A 21,233-nucleotide genomic window follows, 5' to 3' on the forward strand; every position below is an offset into this window, starting at 1 on the left:
CTTGCTTGAAAACATCAACACCTGTGACTAACCGATGATTTTCAATCAATTAATCAATGATATAGATATAAAAAAAGTGACACTTAAAGTGCCACTTTTCAGTTAAAAAATAAAGTCGGCTAATGCCAAGCATTAGTCAAAATTACGATTTTAGCAATTTCGCAATGTGTGCTTTTAACACATCGATCGCGATACGGTTTTTACCGCCACGAGGAACGATGATGTCAGCATATTGTTTTGACGGCTCTATAAACTGGAGGAACATAGGACGAACCGTTTTTTGATATTGCTTCAGCACTGAATCCATTGTGCGACCACGATCTTCTACATCACGCTTCACGCGGCGCAGCAAACAGATATCTAATGGAGTATCCATAAATACGGTTACTTGCATAAGCTCACGTAGGCGAGGGTCAGTCAGCAGCAGAATACCTTCTAAAATGATGACTTTTTTAGGTGTCATTGTGGTGGTGTTAGCAGTACGAGTATGCTCTGTGTAGCTATACTCTGGTACTTCAACAGCATGACCATTCATTAGCTGTGTTAAATGTTCACACAGTAAATCATGATCCAATGCACTTGGGTGATCGTAATTCGTTTTAACACGCTCTTCCATGCTCAGATGGCTTTGGTCTTTGTAATAGCAATCTTCCGTAATCACACCTATTTGGTGGTCACCAACTTTCGCACTCAGTTCATTGTAAATTGTGCTGGCTATAAGACTTTTACCAGAAGCTGATGCGCCAGCGATACCAACGATGACGCATTGATTATTATCAGACATGTATGTGCACTCGATACGTGTATTTTGGGAATTAAGTTAAACCGCCTGATTATAGGGAGTTCAAAAGGGTTATACCAGTTTGCATTAACGTTAAATGACAGTAATTTCTGATGTTGAACAATAAAAAGTCAGAGTAAACGATTACATTTACTCTGACTCAGCGACCATACATTTCGATCGTCTTCTTATTCTCAGAAAATGACCAAACTTACTCAACCATAGTAAACATGATCGATTCTGGTTTAGTCTTACCTTGCCAGTACATCGAAGCGCAAACACGTTCAGCCAGTTGAATATAAACTGCGGCATGTTCACTGTCTGGGCGAGCTGAAACCGTGGGTTTACCAGCATCAATATCTTCGCGCATGCTGATGTGAAGCGGAATTTGAGCAAGTAGCGACAAGCCAAACTCATTTGCCAGCGCCTGCGCACCACCATGACCAAAGATGTGCTCTTTCTCACCACAATGGCTACAAATGTGATAGCTCATGTTCTCGACCATGCCAATCACTGGCACATCCACTTTCTCAAACATTGCCGCGCCTTTACGTGCATCCGCCAACGCCAGATCTTGAGGTGTAGTCACAATAAGCGCTCCGGTAACCGGAATTTGCTGAGATAGCGTTAACTGGATGTCACCCGTACCCGGTGGCATATCAATAACCAGATAATCCAGTTCAGGCCATTCTGTCTCAGTGAGAAGCTGGGCCAATGCTTTTGATGCCATCGGACCACGCCAGATAGTCGCGTCTGATTTATCCACCAGATAGCCAATAGAATGAGTGTAAATGCCATGCGCAGGTATCGGTTGCATCCATTTGTTGTCACGAACTTCTGGTTTTGCATCCAACTGCCCCAGCATCATAGGTACTGAAGGACCATAAATATCCGCATCGAGCAAACCGACTTTCGCACCACATTTTGCAATCGCTAATGCAAGGTTGACCGCCGTGGTTGACTTACCCACACCGCCTTTTGCTGATGTCACAGCAATAATGTTTTTTACGCCTCGAACTTCTGAAGCGACATGAGTCTCCAACGCTTTCGGGCTAACGACAACATCATAGTGAAAAGAAGGGACTTCACCTGATTTCTGCTGTTGTGTAATCCAGCTTGAAAGTTCTTCAGGCAAAGAGAGTGCGGCAAAAGGGAGTGTTATCTTAAAGCCTTGAGCTTCCACCGAAACAATTCCCGGTTGCGAAGCCCAATCTTGAATAAGAAAAGGATGCTGAAATTGGTTTAACCAATCACAAAAATCTTGCTTTGAACTGAATTGACGCATAGGTCCTCCTTATATACCTAAGTAACCTCAAGATACTGGTTCAGCGAGAATTTATTCGCTCTTAGGCAAGGCACTGATTTGAAGACATAGTTATTCTACGTAGAAAATCAGTAACGCAGTATAAGAGCGAATAAAACTCGCCCTTCGGGAGCTCATCAACGAGTCCATTCCGGCGCTCAATAACGTTGAAAGGGAATGACCATTCCAGCCATTATTAACCTTGGCCTGAACTCGTTGATGAAGCTCTGAATCCTGTATCTTGAAGTCACTTAGGTATACGCCCTATGCTACCACCAGCGAAGCCTGTACAGAACCCCGAAAAAACTAAGGCAATCACACCTTTGACACCTTGGAGTTAGATGGCTCATGGGGTAGTATTACCCATCAAATTTTTATACCTATCAAGAAAGCGAATATTAAGTATGGCAAACGATCCAAGACTCTCTACCGCAAGGAAATTGCTGGTAACTTGTGCCCTTCCTTACGCTAACGGTTCAATCCACTTAGGTCACATGCTTGAACATATCCAAGCTGACATCTGGGTTCGCTACCAGCGTCTACGCGGCAACACTGTAAACTTCATCTGTGCTGACGATGCCCACGGCACGCCAATTATGCTTAAAGCTCAACAGATGGGTATTACACCAGAAGAGATGATCGCCGCTGTTAGTGAAGAGCACCAAAAAGACTTCGCAGGCTTTGATATCAGCTTTGATAACTACCACAGTACTCACTCAGATGAGAACCGTGAGCTGGCTTCACACATCTATCTAGAACTGAAAAAGAATGGCTTTATCTCTAGCCGTACTATTTCTCAGCTTTTCGACCCTGAGAAAGAGATGTTCCTGCCAGACCGTTTCGTAAAAGGTACTTGTCCTAAGTGTAAGTCAGAAGACCAATACGGTGACAACTGTGACGCATGTGGTGAAACATACAGCCCAACAGAACTAATCAATCCGAAATCTGCAGTTTCTGGCGCTACGCCAATCATGAAAGATTCTGAGCACTTCTTCTTCGACCTGCCTCAGTTTGAAAGCATGCTAAAAGAGTGGACTCGTTCTGGTTCCCTTCAAGCTGAAACAGCAAACAAAATGCAAGAGTGGTTTGAGTCTGGTCTGCAACAGTGGGATATCTCACGCGATGCACCTTACTTCGGTTTTGAAATTCCGGGCGAAAAAGACAAGTTCTTCTATGTTTGGCTAGATGCACCGATCGGCTACATGGGTTCATTTAAAAACCTATGTAACAAGCGTGATGACCTAGATTTCGACGAATACTGGAACAAAGACAGTAAGACAGAACTTTACCACTTCATCGGTAAAGACATCGTTTACTTCCACAGCCTATTCTGGCCAGCAATGCTGGAAGGTTCTGGTTTCCGTAAACCTAACAACGTTTTTGTTCACGGCTACGTAACCGTTAACGGCGCTAAGATGTCCAAATCTAAAGGTACTTTCATCAAAGCAAGTACTTACCTAGAGCATTTAGACCCTGAGTGTCTGCGTTACTACTACGCTGCGAAGCTAAACAGCCGTATCGATGACCTAGACCTGAACCTTGAAGACTTCACTCAGCGTGTCAACGCTGACGTAGTAAACAAGATTGTGAACCTTGCTTCTCGTAACGCAGGTTTCATCGCTAAGCGTTTTGATGGCAAGCTTTCAGACAACTTTGTTGAACCTGAGCTTTACAACGAGTTCGTTGCAGCCGCTGATCGTATCGCAGAGCAATTTGAAGCTCGTGAGTTTGGTCGCGCTATTCGTGAAATCACGGCACTGGCAGACAAAGCAAACCAGTACGTTGATGAAAAAGCACCTTGGGTTGTTGCAAAACAAGAAGGTAAAGACCAAGAACTACAAGATATCTGTTCAGTGGGTATCAACTTGTTCCGCGTTCTGATGACTTACCTAAAACCTGTTATGCCTGAACTCGCAGCTCGTACAGAAGCCTTCCTAAACCAAGAATTGACTTGGGAAGGTATCGCTACTCCGCTAACTAGCCATGAAATCACAGCGTTTAAGGCACTGTTCAGCCGTATCGATCCTAAAAACATCGAAGCGATGATTGAAGCTTCGAAAGAAGATGCAGCCGCTGAAGTGGCAGCGAAAGAGAAAGCAGAAGCTGCACAAGCAACTGAGCTGAGCAAAGATCCGGTTGCAGAAGAAATCGAATTTGATGACTTTGCAAAAGTTGACCTTCGCATTGCTAAAATCGTTTCATGCGAAGCTGTGCCAAAAGCAGACAAACTACTGAAATTCCAGTTGGATATTGGTGGTGAAATGCGCCAAGTATTCTCAGGCATCAAAGCCGCTTACAAGCCAGAAGACTTAGTGGGTAAGCTAACGGTTGTCGTTGCAAACCTTAAGCCTCGTAAGATGAAGTTTGGTATGTCTGAAGGCATGATCCTAGCTGCTGGCCCTGGTGGTAGCGAGCTATGGATTCTTGAGCCACACGAAGGAGCTCAGCCTGGTATGCGCGTGATGTAATCACTCAGAAAATCAGCGTTAAGAAAGCCCTAGCGTGATAAACGCTGGGGCTTTTTTTATGAACCAGCTCACACTTTTAGTTCAATTTGCACCATGATGGTGCGAAATTTCAATCAGTAAAAACTTAACTTATTGATTTGAAAAGTAATATTCCTTGGCATTAAAGCTGCAATTCCTCTAGCAAATAATAAAATCCTTTCACTGGTTGACGCACAGTTTCAGCTGTTACGCCTCAACGACAAGGTAGCAACAAGGAGTTGGTTATGTTTGTCATTGTCTCAATGCTGATCTCTATCGGCATACTTGGTTTGATGTTCTACTTTTCTAAGCAAAGAGAATCCACTTTGCAGCGCAAATATGAACTTCTGATCGACCTTCGCCAACTGTTATATCTGAGCCGACAGCACCGCAGTGCGACTCATCATGCGTTGATGTTCGGCGAGAAAAGAGAAGCAGAACTGAGTCACCTTCAAGATTTACTGCATGAGAAGTCGAATCATCTGATTTCAACATCGCATTTCGATAACAAACCTATGTATCGAGTGTTGCAACTTAAATTAAAAGCTCTGATGAATAACTGGCAGGACAGAAGTGTTGCCCGCAACCAGATGATGCACGGCAAAGCCATTCGTCACTGCATGTTTTTGATGGACGAAGTAATGTTGGCTTGGTTGGTGGAATCAAACCGTGAAGATTTAAGTGATGAGTACCACATGAACTGGCAGCAAGTGATTGACTCTATGGATACTCTGACGCAACTGCGTATTTCGATTGAAGATATGCATACCCAAGATGGTTCAACACGTTTGCGCCATTACTGCGATCTACTACGCCGTAAGCTTAATCAGCTTGCACTGATCAGTCCGTTGTCAATTGCGTCACCGGCCTGTTCAAAAGCAATGCATATACTAAGCGAGCTGCACGAAAATCCGGCCTTTGATATTCCACAAGAACAGTTATATCAGCTGACTTCCGATGTCTCGTTAAGCATTGCGCACGTTTACGACCAAATGCTGGCAGATGTCAGTGAGTGTCTCTATATCCCTTTACCAAAACTCGTCGTCGCTTAATAAGCAAAAACGCCATACTGCAAACAGTATGGCGTTCAAATTCAGGTATTCTCTAAGCAGTTTAAACTGCTATACCACGAGAATTAAAGCATCTTACGAGCCGCTTCTACGACCACTTTGATTGAGCGAGCTTCTGTCTCTTTCAAAGTTGCGTGATCTGGAATTTCTTTTTGCGTACGGTTGATGATAACACCTGCGACACAACCTGCTTTCAAACCAGAACTTGCACACATAGTAAGCAGAGTTGCTGATTCCATTTCAAAGTTTAGTACGCCCATTTCCTGCCATTCTTTCATTGAACCTTGGAAACGCTTAACAACACGACCTGTGAATGTGTCATAACGTTCTTGACCAGGGTAGAAAGTGTCACTGGAAGCAGTAATACCCATGTGAACTGTCGCACCGCTCTCTTCCGCAGCCTGTTTCATTGCAATTGCGACATCAAAGTCAGGAACAGCAGGGAATTCCATTGGAGCAAAGTGAAGGCTTGCGCCATCTAGACGAACAGAACCTGTCGTCACAATCATGTCACCAACATTAACGTTTGGTTGAATTGCACCTGTTGTGCCTACACGCAAGAAGCTACGCACACCTAGCTGAGCCAACTCTTCTACTGCGATAGAAGTTGAAGGGCCGCCGATACCAGTAGAACAAACGACAACCGACTTGCCGTCAAGTTCTGCGCGATAAAGCGTGTATTCACGGTGGCTTGCAAGAAATACTGGGTTATCCATTAACTCTGCAATTTTTTGTACACGCGCTGGATCACCAGGAATGATCGCTAACGTTGCGCCATTAAGATCAGCTTCGGTAACACCAAGGTGGAATACTGCTTGAGACATAGGTTGCTCCTTCATGCGGCTTATTCAGCTCATAAATATAAATTAGGTACAGGACAACTTTAGCTCAGTATCAAAAGCTATAGAGTGATAAAAATCACACCATTAAAAGCAAGATATACTCCCGTTTCACATTTAAGTGACACAAATCACATTTAATAGCTCAAATACTTATGCACTGTATGGGAAAACTCAAAAAGCACAGCGTTTAACTGTGCTTTGAAGAAAGAAAATTACATTGATGGTGTGGAATGAGGAGGTTGCTTTCTATACTTGATGTTTAAAACAATTGGCTAAGTTTTTACCTATTGCTCTTAACACATCACGCCGCGTAATAATCCCTACCAGTTTGCCATTATCAATAACCGGATAAACTTTAGGCTTTCCGACTTTCATCATATCGGCCAACTCAATGATCGACATTTCCGGAGAAACAGAGAGCACATCTTTATACATGCAGTCACTGACAATATGAGTGTCCTGACAGAAGTAACTCACTTTGACCAATTTATCGAGCAAGTCCTGTTCTGAAAGGAAGCCAATTACGCGTTCTTTATCATCAATAACAGGTCCACCCAAGTGATCGGAACGAATCACTTTATCGAGCGCAGCAGACAAAGGCATATCAGGAGTAAAGGTCACCGCTTTAACGGTCATGTAATCTTTTACTTTTAGTGAATCCATTTCAGTCTCCTTAGGTTCCTTATAGAAAGGTAGCTGATATTCTAAGTGTTGACTAATTTCTTGATTTTACTAAATGGGATTCACCATTTTTTTGATTGTTGCTGCCTGTGGCTAGGTAAAAATTCTGTTGGTCTTACCTTTGGTACAACGATAACTCTACTTCACCCAACGCTGAGCAGCTTTGGCATCTGAATCTCTTGAGTCAATCCAGCGAGTGCCATCCGTTGTTCGCTCCTTTTTCCAGAAAGGGGCCTTAGTCTTTAAATAGTCCATTACAAATTCACACGCTTCAAAAGAGGCAGAGCGATGAGCGCTGCTGACACCAACGAAGACAACTTGATCACCGATATCTAAATCACCAATTCGGTGAATCAATCTCAACCGCAATAGTGGCCAGCGTGACTTCGCTTCATCACAGATTTCGTTTAGAGATTTCTCCGTCATCCCCGGATAATGTTCTAAATGCAGCCCTGTCACATGGTCACCTAAGTTCATGTCACGAACTTTACCGATGAAGGTCACGACAGCACCGGCATCTGTGCCCGAAGAGAGCGCCTCGTACTCATCAGCGACAGAGAAGTCTGCTACCTGAACCGATACATAGCTGTCCATATTAACCTCCAGTTACCGGTGGGAAGAAAGCCACTTCATCGCCATCTTTAAGTTCAGAATCCATCGGTACAATTGATTGGTTAACCGCAGCCAACAATTTGCCTGACTCTAATGCCAGTGCCCATTTGTCCGATCTCGCAGCAAGATGAGCTCGCAATGCTTCAACCGAATCAAACTTATGCTCAAGTGACAAACCATCGCAGTCCACTAATTCTCTTGTTTGGGCAAAAAACAAAACACTAATCATACATCTACCTTAAAATGACCCGATTTACCGCCCGTCTTTTCTAACAAGCGAATTTGCCCAATTACCATATCTTTCTGCACAGCTTTACACATGTCGTAAATCGTCAATGCGGCAACCGAAGCCGCAGTTAGCGCTTCCATTTCAACACCGGTTTTGCCTGCGAGTTTACACACTGATTCAATACGAACCTTGTTTTCGGATTCAATCGCTTCTAGCTGAACTTCCACTTTTGAAAGCAGTAACGGGTGGCAAAGTGGAATTAAATCCCATGTTTTCTTTGCTGCTTGAATACCAGCAATACGTGCCGTGGCAAACACATCACCTTTGTGATGCTGACCCGATACGATCAGTTGTAATGTTTCTGGTACCATATGTACAAAAGCTTCTGCACGTGCTTCTCTTACCGTTTCCGCTTTCGCCGAAACATCGACCATGTTTGCTTCACCAGAAGCGTTAATGTGAGTGAATTGAGTCATTGTTCCTCACTCTTACAAATGCGGCATAAAGTTACATGGACGGTGGCTCGCATCTAGCTGCTGCTTGATGATTTTCGTCCAACCAGTACGGCAAGCCCCTGTAGAACCTGGCATCGCAAAAATAACGGTATGGTTTGCAAAACCAGCCACAGCGCGAGACTGAATAGTAGAAGTGCCAATTTCTTCATAAGAAACCATACGGAACAGCTCTCCGAAACCTTCTACTTCTTTATCAAACAAAGGCTTTAACGCCTCTGGAGTGCTATCGCGCGAAGTAAAACCAGTACCACCTGTGATTAATACTGCCTGAACCTTTTCATCCGCAATCCACTTTGAAACCACTGCACGAATTTTGTACATGTCGTCAATAACGATTTGTTTATCAGCAAGGTGATGCCCTGCTTCCTGAAGCTGCTCAGCAAGGTAGCGACCTGAAGTATCATTTTCTTCTGTACGTGTATCTGAAACGGTTAACACTGCGATATTCGCTGGTTGAAATTTGCTTTCTGCGTGACCCATTTGTTCACCTTAATTCAATTATTATTCGTTAATTTAAATCTGATTAACCATGATGATTTCTGGCCTTCGAAATGGCCTTAACCACCAATAGACGCTAAATGCGGAGTCATGCCTGTATTTCCTTCTTGAAGAAAATGGCTGACGGATTTGTTCTGTAGCTGCATTTGAATACGTTCGATCAACTCGGCTTCCTGTTCGTCTTCCTGAAGCAAATCTCTGAGCTCAAGCCCTTGTTCGCCAAACAGACAAAGATGCAGTTTGCCCAAAGCAGATACTCTAAGTCGATTGCAACTCTCACAGAAGTTCTTTTCGTAAGGCATGATAAGGCCAATTTCGCCCTGATAATCTGCATGCACAAAGACCTGAGCGGGACCATCATTGTTTTCTCTTGCTTTTAGAATCCATCCGTTAGCAATCAGCTGATTACGGATTGTGACTCCAGAGATATGATGTTTAGCAAACAAATCGTCCATTTCACCCGTTTGCATCAGTTCGATAAAACGCAACTGAATTGGACGGTGTTTGATCCATTCAAGAAACAAAGGAAGTTCGTGGTGGTTGCGGTCTTTCATCAACACCACATTTACTTTAACTTGTTCATAACCGACTTCGAACGCGCGGTCGATGCCCGCCATGACTTGATGAAAGCGGTTTTCACCCGTGATTTGATGAAACATTCTCGGGTCTAAACTATCGACGCTAACATTGATATGTGTGAGGCCGGCGTCTTTCCAATCTGCAACCCCCTTTTCCATCCGGTAACCATTGGTTGTGGTGGCTATTTTCTTAATATTTGAGTTATCGGCAACCACGCGGATGATATCGGTAAAGTCTCTACGTAATGTAGGCTCACCACCGGTAATGCGTATTTTGGATGTACCACAATCAGCGAAAGCATTCACCACACGACGGATTTCTGGAAGGGTTAAAAAAGACGAGTTTCTGCTCCCCGAAGGTTTATAACCATCAGGCAGGCAATACGTACATTTGAAGTTACAAACATCAGTAACTGACAGACGTAAATAATAAAATTTACGCTGGAATTTATCTTCGAATTGTTGCGCCACGGAACACCTTTCCAAATACGGGAGGCATAAACATTTCCACTTATGCCCTCGTGACAATATGCCACTGGCTTTTTAACCATATCACTATCAATAGATTCAAGTAACTTAGATGAAAAAGCTCGGAGTTATGGCAGCCGGCTAGAAAGCGGAACGCTTATCTAATCAGCGACTACTGGCAGTAAAATACTGAAAAACGCATCATGTTTCTAGTAAATCAGTTGCAAAAGAAAACCAAAGTCCTAATTTACCCCTAAATAAGTATATGTCGTTTTCAATATCCTATACATTCTAGTACACCCAAGCCTCTTGGGGTTGTTGATGGGCAACACATTCACAACTTAACTTCCATCGGTTAAGGGCTTATCAAATATTAGAAGAATAACGATGATGAACTTATATAAAGATAAAAAAGTGGTCGCTATTGGCGGCGGCCACGGTTTAGGACGCATTTTGGCAGCGTTAAAACATTTCGGTTCTAACGCAACGGGTATTGTAACAACTACGGACAACGGCGGTTCGACTGGGCGAATTCGCCACTGCCAAGGCGGAATTGCCTGGGGTGATACGCGTAACTGTATTAACCAATTGATTACCGATCCTTCCATCAGCTCAATGATGTTTGAATACCGCTTTAAAGGCAGTGGCGAACTTGATGGGCACAACCTCGGTAACCTGATGTTAACTGCGCTGGATAACCTTTCGGTTCGCCCACTTGACGCCATCAATCTTATCCGGACCATGCTGAAAGTGGATGTAAACATTATTCCTATGTCAGAACATCCGTCCGATCTCACCGCATTAGCTACGAACGGTAAATGGGTAACAGGTGAAACCAGCGTTGATGAGATGGAAGACGATTTGTTACGACTAGACCTAGAGCCAGAGGTTGCAGCAACGATCGAAGGTGTAGAAGCAATTGCTCAGGCAGATGCGATCATTCTTGGACCCGGCAGTTTTCTTACCAGCATAATGCCGCCTCTGCTTTTGCCTAAAATCGGCCAAGCGATTTTTGATAACAAAAAAGCCAAGGTAATTTTTATTGAGAACTTATCACCTGAGTATGGTCCAGCGGGTCGTATGAGCCTGAAACAGAAGCTGGAATGGTGCGAACGCGCTTGTAAAAATCGCAAAATTGATGTGGTAATTGGCCCGAAAGAACACTCAGATTTAAACCAGGATTGGAACTGTGTGACTCGTGATTTGGCATCACCAAACCGCGATTGGCGTCATGATCGAGACAAGTTGCGCCTTGCCATTGAAGAACAGTTGAACGATTAACTCGGCAACCAAACTTGTTGTTTACCGCTGCGGCTGAGATTGTTGGTCGCAGTGGTGCTGACTAGCCACCGATAATCGGTGACGACTGGCAATCAGTGATTAGTCACAACTGCTGGTGACAATCAACTGCTGATAGTAGCCGTGAGTCTGGTTAAGAATGTCCACCATATTCGCTATTTCTACCGCTTCATCAATTTGCTCACCCAATTTTGCCTTAGCGTCAATGTCGACTGCCTTTGCACAAAGCCTATCGGCACCAAAACTTGCCGCACTGCTCTTTAATGCATGGCTGATCTCTTTAAGGTATTGAGATTTATCGATTAACTCATCACTGGTTAAACTTTGCTGATAGGCAACTAGCTCTCCAAGAAAAATTTCGAGGAGCATTGGTACGTTCTCTTCACCAATTTCTTTTGCTAATTTCTCTATCTTGCTTTGGTTTAACACGTCCATAATTATCGACTTTCCTTCTCTTTCTCATTCCACGTTTGTAGTTTTCTGTAGAGCGTTGAAGGGCTGACATCCAAATAGCCTGCGGCTTTTGGAATGTTGCCATCGCAAGCTTCTATCGCTTTTTCGATCGCCTGTTTTTCTGTCATCCAAAGAGGAAATATTTCATGCACGGTAATAGGGCCGCTCATCGGTATTTCTACGGGTTCAATTCGTTCCTGAGGTAAATTCAACGGTGGAGGTAACATCTCCTGAGTTATCTCTTTACCCTCATTCAACACCACTACATTGCGCAATACGTTCTGCAACTGGCGAACGTTACCCGGCCACTCATAGCGCTTAAAGCGCTCAACCACTTCAGGAGACAAACGAACAAAACCTTTGCCTTCTTCTTTAGACATATAACCCAACAGCGAATAAGCGATTTCAATAACATCATCGCTGCGTTCACGTAAAGGTGGCAGATGTAATGGGATAACATAGAGTCGATAGTATAAGTCTTCTCTAAAACGCCCTTCCTGCACTTCTTTCCATGGATCACGGTTGGTTGCACAAACGAATCGTACATCCACGCTTTTCATCTTAGAAGAGCCAACTTTTTGAAATGTGCCCGTCTGAATAAAGCGCAGCAATTTTGTTTGCAATTCTAGATCCATCTCGCATAACTCATCGAGAAACAGTGTGCCGCCGTCTGCTAATTCAGCAGCACCTTGTCGGTCAGCCGCAGCGCCAGTAAAGGCACCTTTCACGTGACCAAACAGCTCACTTTCGATCAAATCTTTAGGAATCGCTGCACAGTTAATGGCAATAAACGGTTTGTCACCACGTTTGCTCGCTGCATGTATTGCCTCGGCACACACTTCTTTACCCGTACCACTTTCTCCGGTAATGAAAATGCTCGCTTTACTGCTAGCCGCCGAGTCTATGGTGCGATACACCGCCTGCATAGTCTGACTACTTCCGATAAAACCCTGATAGTTTTGATTATTCAGTCCATCAGCATCATTTTTGAGCTTGCTGGCTTTGCGAATTGCGTTGTTCACCGTGACACGTAGTCGATCCGCCTCACAAGGCTTGATCAAAAAGTCCTGAGCCCCGTGACGCATCGCTTCAACCGCAGTATCAATCGAACCGTGCGCTGTCATGAAAATAACGGGTACATCCGGCGACTTCTGTTTTACGGCATGCAAAACATCCATGCCAGTCATATCGGGTAATCGGAGGTCGAGAAGAATTAAGTCTGGCTCACGAGCGGCGATACTTTCTATTGCTTCGCGTCCCGTCCCTACTATGTTGATATCTATTTCAAGTGGAGTGAGATAAGAACGATACAATGCCGCCACGGACACGGTATCTTCGACCATCAATAAGTATTTTGCTTTTTGTGGTGTGTGATTGTGTTGCATAACCTAGCCATTTATTTTTGCATTTTGCTTCATGATTGCATTAGAAGTTGCATTTTGCAAATAAGCAGGGGCTAAACCATACAACTAGTATGATAATCGAACAAAATTGGTATTTTATACTTGGCACGCTAAATGCTTAGTACTTATTGACCCTAACGGGTCACCTAGCCAACTGACGTTGTTAGTGAATACTATATTCACGAAATTACAGCCAATAGAGACGATTTCTATTGGCTATTTTTTTATCTGGTTTTTCTTCTTCACTGCTATGAGTTTGCAATAAACTGCTTTCTTAGCTCCTCGATTTGATCGCGTGTTTTCGCCGCCATCTCGAATTCAAGGTTTTGTGCATACTTGTACATTTGACCTTCTAACTTACTGATCTCTTTGTCCAATTGTTGTGGCGTTAAAGACCCATAGTTAGCTGCATCCTCTGCGACTTTAGACAGTGCAACCACTTTACTTGATTTCTGTTTGCGGGATTTAGCAATATCGCCGATTTCCATAATGTCTTTGATATTACGTTTTAGCGCCTGTGGTTTAAGTCCCATGGCCTCGTTATAAGCACGCTGTTTCTCGCGACGACGGTTGGTTTCATCCATCGCTTTCTTCATCGACTTCGTGATGCTGTCAGCATAAAGAATAGCTCGACCTTCAAGGTTACGAGCAGCACGGCCAATAGTCTGAATCAAAGAACGCTCTGAACGTAAGAAGCCTTCTTTGTCCGCATCCAAAATTGCAACTAGTGATACTTCAGGCATGTCCAGACCTTCACGCAACAAGTTGATGCCCACCAACACATCAAATTCACCCAAACGCAAATCTCGAATGATCTCGACCCTTTCTACCGTATCGATATCCGAATGAAGATATCGCACCTTAACGCCATGTTCATGAAGATATTCGGTTAGATCTTCTGCCATACGTTTGGTCAATGTAGTGACAAGTACTCGCTCATCTTTTGCAGATCGGATTCTAATTTCGGACAACAGGTCGTCAACCTGCGTAGCCACAGGACGAACTTCCAGCTCAGGATCCAATAATCCGGTAGGACGAACCACTTGGTCAGCCACTTCACCCGCCGATTTTTCTAACTCATAATTGCCCGGTGTCGCCGAAACAAAAATCGTCTGCGGTGCCAGTGCTTCGAATTCTTCGAATTTAAGCGGTCGGTTATCCAAAGCAGAAGGTAAACGGAAACCAAATTCCACCAGCGTCTCTTTACGTGAACGGTCACCTTTAAACATTGCGCCAATTTGCGGAACAGTCACATGAGATTCATCAATCACCAGCAAACCATCATGAGGTAAGTAATCAAAAAGTGTCGGTGGCGGCTCGCCCTCATTACGTCCACTCAAAAATCGAGAGTAGTTTTCGATACCCGAGCAGAAACCTAGCTCGTTCATCATTTCAATATCAAATTGCGTCCGCTGAGTAATACGCTGCTCTTCCAGCAGCTTATTATTTTCAAGCAGGTACTTACGGCGCGACTCAAGCTCCACTTTAATGCTCTCAATCGCTTCGAGAATACGTTCACGCGGTGTGACATAGTGCGTTTTCGGGTAGACAGTAAAGCGCGGCAAGTCTCGCTGTTTTATTGCACCAGTGAGTGGATCAAATAAGCTGATGCATTCGACTTCTTCATCAAACATTTCCACGCGAACCGCGTCTTGGTCAGATTCTGCTGGGAAAATATCAATCACTTCACCACGCACACGGAACTGACCGCGCTCAAAAGCAACATCATTGCGGGAATATTGAAGCTCCGCCAAGCGACGCAACATATCACGCTGATTAATCACATCTCCTCGGCGTAAATGAAGCATCATCTTCAAATAGGAATCAGGGTCACCCAAACCATAAATCGCAGAAACAGAAGCCACGATGATGGCATCTTTGCGTTCCAGCAATGCTTTAGTAGCGGAAAGACGCATTTGCTCGATATGAGCGTTAACCGATGAATCCTTCTCTATGAAAGTATCCGTAGTCGGCACGTAAGCTTCAGGCTGGTAATAGTCGTAGTAGGAAACAAAGTATTCGACGGCATTGTTAGGAAAAAAAGCTTTCATCTCGCCATAGAGCTGAGCCGCAAGCGTCTTATTTGGCGCAAGCAAAATCGTCGGCCGTTGTGAGCGAGCAATGACATTCGCAAGGGTAAACGTTTTACCAGAACCCGTAACACCCAACAGGGTTTGATGCGCAAGTCCTGCTTCAATTCCTTCTAAAAGCTGCTCTATCGCTTTAGGTTGATCGCCGGATGGGCGATACTGTGATACCAATTCAAACGCCTTACTCATTACGCTTTCTTCCTCAGTCTGAACGAGGAACTATTGTCGCTGCTTGCCTTACGGCATGGCAAGTCATAATTGTAATTTACCCTTATGGAAGCTTTATATACGTTTCCTACACCCATCGATTAGCGCTCATGAAACAGTTTCATAACGACGAATCAAACTTGTGTTTCAGATCTAACACCTCTAAAAAATAACATTCGCATCGTATTCAAAAGTTTGTTAACATCGTTGCCCCACCGAGTTGCACCATCCTAAAATACCCCAATAATAATCCACTGGTTTTCCCCAAAATTTTAAATCCTGACATTAAATTGACCTTTACTTAGCGGATCGTAGTCATTAGAAAAAACAGTGGATAACAAGTTTTATTAAATAAAAATCATAACGTTAGGTGAATCATACAATCGATTACATTTAGAGTTTTCACTTAAATCTAAACACTTCAAATGATTGCTCAAGTTTCATCAACACACTTATCCACAAATTTGGTGGATAAGTAAATCCAGCGTAATACCCATAAGGGGTACAGAAAAGTAAACTATTTTTTTTGAAAAAAATTCGCTGAAATTTTTAGTGTAAAGGTTGACACTCCCCGTCCCTCTAAGTAACATCCGCACCGCACTAAGCAATTCCCCCTTAGTTCAGTCGGTAGAACGGCGGACTGTTAATCCGTATGTCGCAAGTTCAAGTCTTGCAGGGGGAGCCAAATTCAAGAAGAAAGACGTCCTAGGACGTCTTTTTTTGTTTTTCAAGAATTAGCATGCATGAAGATATATTTACCTGTAAAAAGCTTATTAATCTCTTTTGCTAAGCAATTGGCTTACTCAAATAGTTACGATGCCAACTCAATGATTATCCACGCTTTCAGGTATTAATCCTCCAAGTAGTGCTTTTCGCCACTGCCCTGAGTGAGGGTCGTAAGCACCAAAACCGGAGCTATACTCCCAATAATTCCAGCTATACCCTCTCTTTTCTGCTTCTCTTGTAATGAATGCAGTCCAAGCTTGCTGATCCTCTGGCGGAGCATATTGGCTGTATACACCAAACTCACCAATATTTATTTCAAAGCCACGATTTGGAACTGCGTTCCATGACTCTACAACATTTAGGTAATCTAGCAGCACTTTACGCTGGGATTGTGTAGCCAACCAACGTGTGCCAATCCATGCATTAGCGCCTTCGACCCATGAGGCTCCCTGATGAGTAAATTTAAACGGTTCGTAGAAATGTACAGTGATGATTGTATTTTTGGGATTTGCCGCCCTTGGAAGTCGAAGATATGGCAGTTTCGCCACTCCGCCCCAATCAGCCGTTCCAATCATGACCTTGCGTTGCCCAAAAGCATTGTTTTGAGTGCTAGCGTTCTTGTTCCAAACAAGATTGGTTAAATCTACAACTAGGCTATTCCATTCTCTCACACCAACGTCTTCGTGAGGTTCATTTAGAAACTCAAAAATCAGCTGATCCTCACCGTATTGACTGATGGGGAAACGGCTCGATATTTGGTCCCAAAACTTCAATAACCGATCACGTTGATAGTTAAAGTCTTTAGCGTCATAAAATAGTTCATTAAAATGATGGGTATTAATAATAACCTTTAAGTTTTCTTGGATAGCTTGATCAACCACTTCTTGAACCCGTGACATGAAAGCATCATCAATAGTATTGGGATCGCTAGGCAATGTATGAGCGCTCCAGCGAATGGGAATCCTCACACTTGAAAACCCTGATTGACTGATATTTTTAAAATCACTCGCCTGAATAGTCAGATTGTTATTCCACTCACCTTCATTGTTGGGAGACTCTAGATAATTTCCCATATTGATACCCCGGCCAAGCAGAGTAAAATTAAGGCCTTTGCTCGAATTCCAGCCATACATATCTGTGTAATAACTTTTTTCTAGAACCACAGATTGCTCTCTGTTTTCCCTATTATTGGAATCCGAACCACATCCGATAATGACGAAGAGACTGACAGAAGCCACACTGATTATCTTTATCCCATAATTCATAATTTTTCCTATAAAACTCACTACCAAGAAATATAAATTCAAGACTAGAGATAAAATAATCCTTACTTCCATATCGAAGTAAGGATCATTAAAATACAAATCTTTATTTAATTATTCGTACGGTAAAAATCTAACTTGTCGATATTTAGCATAAACAGGATAGCCATTATAATAACTTGGCGGAAATTGAGGATTGGCACTTATCCAGTTATTAATAAAAATTTGCATATAGTCCGATACTTGTTTATTGGCTCTACGAACTTGAACCCATCGATTCTGATAGCGGCTGAATACTTCCCAAGTCACACCATACTGGTCTATCGTGAATGCATATTTTTCCATGCTCCAAATCGACATACCATACTGCCCTAAGTCAATATCTAAAGGAGACTGTTGGCCGCCAATCCATACGTTAGTGTGCAGTAAATTAGTTCCTCCCATTAACTCAATATCCACTTCATAATGACTGTAAGTACCCGCTTCTCCTGCATAGGTAAAAAATGAACTTATGGTTCCAGGTACTGCACCTGCCTGCATTTCAACTTCATAGCGACCACGTCGGACATATTGATCGGTCCGAATTTCAGAGCAACTCTTACCATAAGATTCTGACTTTGCATGCATGATTAATAAGTCAGCTTCGCGCCAAATATTTTGCGCTTTCCATGTACAATCAAACTCACTTCCTCCATTTTTCCAACCATCAGAAACAAGCCAGTTCATCCCACTCCAATTAAGAGCATAACTGGAAGAAGCAAATAAAATATTAAGTATCACTGCATAACTACAGCGTCGTAAAATAGTTTTCATTGTTAATCTCTTAGCTAGGATAATATACTCGATGTATAACTTCATAGTTTTCAAGAACAAAGCACAACAGCAAAATACCTTTGTTTTCTCTTTTTCTTCAGGAATAAACTCTAGAGTTATTTCTTGAAAATTGTCTATACCTAGCTATGAAAACCTCAAATAAGTCATTTATAAAAATTTGAAAAAATAGGTGCTATCACAGTTCCTTCATCGCCATGAAATAGTTTCTTGGAACTGATTAAATTATTTAACTGACGTACAAAATACACATCTAGGCGAAAATCTATTGCCAAATACACATACACACCACTTGTAATATTCAGTGACATGTCGTGTTATAAAAATCCAAATTTAAAAAACTAAAAGTACATTCTTACCCTATAGGGGTTCACGGCGAGTACAAAGATTTCTATTTGTATTGATAAAATTTCACGAGGTTAAAATGAATAAAAAGCGGCTAAGTGTCGTTGCTATTGTTAGTTGTGGTTTTATTGGACTTAGTGGCTGTGCGGTTGAGCAAGCTACAGCAAATAATGCCAGCGTGGGTCAAGAAGAGCTCATCACTAATGGCAACTTTTCACAAGGTACTGACGGTTGGTGGGCTGCAGGAGCAGATTTGCAGGCTACCGATGAAATGGGCTGTATAACATTTACCAAAAGGGGCAGTAATCCTTGGGATGTTATCCTTGGGCAATCAGGTCTCGCTTTGAAAAAAGGCGAAAACTATCATCTGGAATTTAGTGCTCTAGCGAAACAGTCTATAAATGTAAAAGCTCTCGTACAACATAATGGTGCTCCTTACACTAACCATTTTGTTAAGGATATTTATCTCAATCAAGAGCTTAAACCGTTTGAGTTTTCATTCAAGCCATCTGGTGATGACGATAGTGTTCAGTTTCAATTTCAAATGGGCACTGAAGCGCCAACAACAGTGTGCGTTAAAAATGTTTCTTTAACCGGGCCTAAATATGTTAAAGACAACGATCTTGCTAGCGTCAGAGTTAACCAAGTCGGCTATTTTGTCCACGGACCTAAACATGCCACCGTCGTCACCAAAGAAACTTCACCAATGGGTTGGAAGCTGTTAGACGTAGACAAGAAAATCATCGCTAAAGGCCAAACAAAGCCATTTGGCTTAAATAAAGCCTCTGGTGAACATGTCCAATTAATCGACTTTAGCAGTGTGCAGACTCCGACGAAAAAAGCCATCTTGGAAGTTGACGGACATCAGAGCCACCCATTTGCCATTGATAATGGCATCTATAGCAAAATGAAGTATGACGCTCTCTCTTTCTTCTATCAGCAACGAAGTGGCATTGATATTCTTCCTGAATACGTACAAAGAGCCGATCTTGCTCGACCTGCTGGGCACAAACCAGAAAAGGTTACTTGTTTCAATAAAACCGATGCGAAGGGTAATCAGTGGCCAGGATGTGATTTCTCATTAGATGCCACCGGCGGCTGGTATGACGCGGGCGATCATGGGAAGTACGTGGTAAACGGCGGTATTTCGTTGTGGACACTGACGAACTACTACGAGAGAGAAAAACAGGCTGCTCGCAGCAACGCATTTGCGGATGGTAAGGTCCAACTTCCAGAGAATAAGAATAAGTTCAACGATCTTCTCGATGAATCTCGCTGGATGATGGATTTCTTGATGTCAATGCAAGCGCCTGAAAACAGTAAAGTCTGGGTTCCCGTAGGTGATCAATCCAGCCAACTCGATCATTTAAAACTCACTCAAATTAATGCAAGTGGTATGGCTTTTCACAAAGTTGCTGATGATGCTTGGACGGGAATGCCTTTACCTCCTCACAAAGATCCACGCGAGCGATTTTTAAGCTATCCGACAACAGCCGCAACGCTCAATTTGGCCGCAACAGCAGCCCAATGCGCGAGAGTTTGGCAAGAACTGGATCCTAGCTATGCTCAGCGCTGCCTGACTTCTGCAGAAAAAGCGTGGAAAGCGGCTAATAAACATAAAAATGTTTATGCGTACGACAATTTTGTGGGTTCAGGCCCATATGATGATACCCAACTGGACGATGAATTTTACTGGGCAGCCGCTGAACTATTCGTCACAACTGGGAAAGAAGAGTACAAAAAAGCCGTTCAATCTTCACCTTTCTATCTAGCTACACCTAAAGGAGATATTAAGGCAACTGGAGATCTATACTGGCAAGGAGTGAGCGCAGCGGGTACATTGTCCCTAGCTATCGTTCCGAATAGCTTACCGAGCAAAGAAATCGAAAAAGCGCGCGCTAACATCATTAAAACTGCAGACGCTTATTACCAATCTATTGAAAAAGAAGGCTATCAAATTCCATACAGCACAGAAGAATATCCTTGGGGTTCCAACTCAAATTTAATGAATCGCAGTATCTTCTTGGGCGTTGCTTATGATTTCACAAACAATACCAAGTACGTAGACGGTATTATTGATGCAATGGATTATATCTTGGGACGTAACGCTTTGGATCAGTCTTATGTTTCGGGCTATGGTAGCCGTCCGCTACTTAATCCTCATCACCGTTTCTGGGCCCATTCCGCTGACAGTGAATCGCCATTAGTCGCTCCAGGAGTCATGTCCGGCGGTCCGAACTCCATCAACTTCAGTGATCCTGTTGCAGCATCAATGAAAGGCAAGTGTATTGGACAAACTTGTTGGAAAGATGATATCGGGGCGTGGACGCTTAATGAAATTACGATCAACTGGAATGCTCCATTCTTCTGGGCGGCAAGCTTCCTAGATGAAACCGTTCAGTAGTTAAATAACCATGGAGAGACTAAGCCGGAAATAAATCCTATTTCCGGCTTTTTTATTTAACTAGATTTTTTATTTATCTAACTTTTTATCGTTCTAGAAGCCTAGCCCCCGCCTTCAACGCAATCAATATGCCTAGCACCTTGAGTGACA

18 protein-coding genes, 1 tRNA gene and 1 riboswitch are annotated in these 21,233 nt (G+C 43.1%); of the genes, 5 read left to right on the forward strand and 14 right to left on the reverse strand.

What is annotated here, in order from left to right:
• Positions 1–142 precede the first annotated feature (142 nt).
• Together udk and apbC are read right to left on the reverse strand one after the other, a co-directional pair.
• Complete coding sequence (gene udk / locus HUO09_RS12235; protein WP_042486176.1) at positions 143–784, reverse strand: uridine kinase; 642 nt, start codon at positions 782–784, stop codon at positions 143–145.
• Between the two features lie 208 nt (positions 785–992).
• On the reverse strand, positions 993–2,066 hold the full coding sequence (gene apbC / locus HUO09_RS12240; RefSeq protein ID WP_167410933.1) for an iron-sulfur cluster carrier protein ApbC: 1,074 nt from the start codon (positions 2,064–2,066) through the stop codon (positions 993–995).
• A gap of 422 nt (positions 2,067–2,488) precedes the next feature.
• On the opposite strand from apbC, the gene metG reads away from it, so the two are divergent.
• Together metG and HUO09_RS12250 are read left to right on the forward strand one after the other, a co-directional pair.
• Positions 2,489–4,552 (forward strand): methionine--tRNA ligase, encoded by a 2,064-nt coding sequence (gene metG, locus HUO09_RS12245; RefSeq protein ID WP_188234163.1) that lies wholly within the window; start codon positions 2,489–2,491, stop codon positions 4,550–4,552.
• Positions 4,553–4,815: 263 nt separating this feature from the next.
• The gene (locus HUO09_RS12250; RefSeq protein WP_167410935.1) at positions 4,816–5,622 is read left to right on the forward strand and encodes a hypothetical protein; all 807 of its coding nucleotides are present in this window, start codon (positions 4,816–4,818) and stop codon (positions 5,620–5,622) included.
• 83 nt (positions 5,623–5,705) lie between these two features.
• Here HUO09_RS12250 and udp read toward each other — a convergent pair whose 3' ends face one another.
• The 7 genes from udp to moaA all read right to left on the reverse strand — a co-directional run bounded on the left by udp (position 5,706) and on the right by moaA (position 10,066).
• Positions 5,706–6,464: a uridine phosphorylase gene (gene udp / locus HUO09_RS12255; RefSeq protein WP_188234132.1), complete on the reverse strand. Its 759-nt coding sequence runs from the start codon at positions 6,462–6,464 to the stop codon at positions 5,706–5,708.
• Positions 6,465–6,728: 264 nt separating this feature from the next.
• On the reverse strand, positions 6,729–7,145 hold the full coding sequence (locus tag HUO09_RS12260) for a CBS domain-containing protein (protein WP_167410937.1): 417 nt from the start codon (positions 7,143–7,145) through the stop codon (positions 6,729–6,731).
• A 156-nt stretch (positions 7,146–7,301) separates the two neighbouring features.
• Positions 7,302–7,757: a molybdopterin synthase catalytic subunit MoaE gene (gene moaE / locus HUO09_RS12265; protein ID WP_188234133.1), complete on the reverse strand. Its 456-nt coding sequence runs from the start codon at positions 7,755–7,757 to the stop codon at positions 7,302–7,304.
• A 1-nt stretch (position 7,758) separates the two neighbouring features.
• The gene (gene moaD, locus HUO09_RS12270; protein WP_188234134.1) at positions 7,759–8,004 is read right to left on the reverse strand and encodes a molybdopterin synthase sulfur carrier subunit; all 246 of its coding nucleotides are present in this window, start codon (positions 8,002–8,004) and stop codon (positions 7,759–7,761) included.
• Complete coding sequence (moaC, locus tag HUO09_RS12275) at positions 8,001–8,480, reverse strand: cyclic pyranopterin monophosphate synthase MoaC (RefSeq protein ID WP_188234135.1); 480 nt, start codon at positions 8,478–8,480, stop codon at positions 8,001–8,003. Before moaC ends, moaD begins: the two co-directional genes overlap by 4 nt.
• A 12-nt stretch (positions 8,481–8,492) precedes the next feature.
• A complete protein-coding gene (gene moaB, locus HUO09_RS12280; RefSeq protein ID WP_188234136.1) occupies positions 8,493–8,999 on the reverse strand; it encodes a molybdenum cofactor biosynthesis protein B in 507 nt (168 codons plus the stop codon).
• Between the two features lie 77 nt (positions 9,000–9,076).
• Positions 9,077–10,066, reverse strand: coding sequence for a GTP 3',8-cyclase MoaA (gene moaA, locus HUO09_RS12285; protein WP_188234137.1), 990 nt, complete (start codon positions 10,064–10,066; stop codon positions 9,077–9,079).
• Positions 10,054–10,203: riboswitch (molybdenum cofactor riboswitch) on the reverse strand. It overlaps the preceding gene by 13 nt.
• A gap of 250 nt (positions 10,204–10,453) precedes the next feature.
• Here moaA and HUO09_RS12290 point away from each other — a divergent pair.
• Entirely contained in the window at positions 10,454–11,344 is an 891-nt protein-coding gene (locus HUO09_RS12290) for a YvcK family protein (RefSeq protein ID WP_167410954.1), read from the forward strand.
• Positions 11,345–11,443: 99 nt separating this feature from the next.
• On the opposite strand, the gene luxU is transcribed toward HUO09_RS12290, so the two are convergent.
• The 3 genes from luxU to uvrB form a co-directional block, all read right to left on the reverse strand.
• The gene (luxU, locus tag HUO09_RS12295; RefSeq protein ID WP_167410942.1) at positions 11,444–11,797 is read right to left on the reverse strand and encodes a quorum-sensing phosphorelay protein LuxU; all 354 of its coding nucleotides are present in this window, start codon (positions 11,795–11,797) and stop codon (positions 11,444–11,446) included.
• 2 nt (positions 11,798–11,799) lie between these two features.
• Complete coding sequence (gene luxO, locus HUO09_RS12300) at positions 11,800–13,200, reverse strand: quorum-sensing sigma-54 dependent transcriptional regulator LuxO (protein WP_167410943.1); 1,401 nt, start codon at positions 13,198–13,200, stop codon at positions 11,800–11,802.
• Between the two features lie 266 nt (positions 13,201–13,466).
• Complete coding sequence (gene uvrB, locus HUO09_RS12305; RefSeq protein WP_167410944.1) at positions 13,467–15,497, reverse strand: excinuclease ABC subunit UvrB; 2,031 nt, start codon at positions 15,495–15,497, stop codon at positions 13,467–13,469.
• A gap of 627 nt (positions 15,498–16,124) precedes the next feature.
• Here uvrB and HUO09_RS12310 point away from each other — a divergent pair.
• Positions 16,125–16,200: transfer RNA gene (locus HUO09_RS12310), tRNA-Asn, on the forward strand.
• Positions 16,201–16,339: 139 nt separating this feature from the next.
• On the opposite strand, the gene HUO09_RS12315 is transcribed toward HUO09_RS12310, so the two are convergent.
• On the reverse strand, positions 16,340–17,578 hold the full coding sequence (locus HUO09_RS12315) for a glycoside hydrolase family 5 protein (protein ID WP_167410945.1): 1,239 nt from the start codon (positions 17,576–17,578) through the stop codon (positions 16,340–16,342).
• A gap of 39 nt (positions 17,579–17,617) precedes the next feature.
• Positions 17,618–18,316 (reverse strand): family 16 glycosylhydrolase, encoded by a 699-nt coding sequence (locus HUO09_RS12320; RefSeq protein WP_167410946.1) that lies wholly within the window; start codon positions 18,314–18,316, stop codon positions 17,618–17,620.
• 442 nt (positions 18,317–18,758) lie between these two features.
• Here HUO09_RS12320 and HUO09_RS12325 point away from each other — a divergent pair, with 442 nt between their 5' ends.
• Positions 18,759–21,083: a glycoside hydrolase family 9 protein gene (locus HUO09_RS12325; RefSeq protein ID WP_188234138.1), complete on the forward strand. Its 2,325-nt coding sequence runs from the start codon at positions 18,759–18,761 to the stop codon at positions 21,081–21,083.
• Positions 21,084–21,233: the final 150 nt, after the last annotated feature.

The organism is Vibrio sp. Y2-5 (assembly GCF_014596725.1).
Classification (GTDB): Bacteria; Pseudomonadota; Gammaproteobacteria; order Enterobacterales; family Vibrionaceae; genus Vibrio.

Bases quoted from the DNA above. Each gene is read 5' to 3' on its own strand.
- luxU (WP_167410942.1), bottom strand. From the start codon at position 11,797: ATGGACGTGTTAAACCAAAGCAAGATAGAGAAATTAGCAAAAGAAATT.
- moaB (WP_188234136.1), bottom strand. From the start codon at position 8,999: ATGGGTCACGCAGAAAGCAAATTTCAACCAGCGAATATCGCAGTGTTA.
- moaE (WP_188234133.1), bottom strand. From the start codon at position 7,757: ATGGACAGCTATGTATCGGTTCAGGTAGCAGACTTCTCTGTCGCTGAT.
- HUO09_RS12250 (WP_167410935.1), top strand. From the start codon at position 4,816: ATGTTTGTCATTGTCTCAATGCTGATCTCTATCGGCATACTTGGTTTG.
- udp (WP_188234132.1), bottom strand. From the start codon at position 6,464: ATGTCTCAAGCAGTATTCCACCTTGGTGTTACCGAAGCTGATCTTAAT.
- HUO09_RS12325 (WP_188234138.1), top strand. From the start codon at position 18,759: ATGAATAAAAAGCGGCTAAGTGTCGTTGCTATTGTTAGTTGTGGTTTT.
- HUO09_RS12320 (WP_167410946.1), bottom strand. From the start codon at position 18,316: ATGAAAACTATTTTACGACGCTGTAGTTATGCAGTGATACTTAATATT.
- HUO09_RS12260 (WP_167410937.1), bottom strand. From the start codon at position 7,145: ATGGATTCACTAAAAGTAAAAGATTACATGACCGTTAAAGCGGTGACC.
- HUO09_RS12290 (WP_167410954.1), top strand. From the start codon at position 10,454: ATGAACTTATATAAAGATAAAAAAGTGGTCGCTATTGGCGGCGGCCAC.
- moaC (WP_188234135.1), bottom strand. From the start codon at position 8,480: ATGACTCAATTCACTCACATTAACGCTTCTGGTGAAGCAAACATGGTC.
- udk (WP_042486176.1), bottom strand. From the start codon at position 784: ATGTCTGATAATAATCAATGCGTCATCGTTGGTATCGCTGGCGCATCA.
- metG (WP_188234163.1), top strand. From the start codon at position 2,489: ATGGCAAACGATCCAAGACTCTCTACCGCAAGGAAATTGCTGGTAACT.
- apbC (WP_167410933.1), bottom strand. From the start codon at position 2,066: ATGCGTCAATTCAGTTCAAAGCAAGATTTTTGTGATTGGTTAAACCAA.
- moaD (WP_188234134.1), bottom strand. From the start codon at position 8,004: ATGATTAGTGTTTTGTTTTTTGCCCAAACAAGAGAATTAGTGGACTGC.
- luxO (WP_167410943.1), bottom strand. From the start codon at position 13,200: ATGCAACACAATCACACACCACAAAAAGCAAAATACTTATTGATGGTC.
- HUO09_RS12315 (WP_167410945.1), bottom strand. From the start codon at position 17,578: ATGGAAGTAAGGATTATTTTATCTCTAGTCTTGAATTTATATTTCTTG.
- uvrB (WP_167410944.1), bottom strand. From the start codon at position 15,497: ATGAGTAAGGCGTTTGAATTGGTATCACAGTATCGCCCATCCGGCGAT.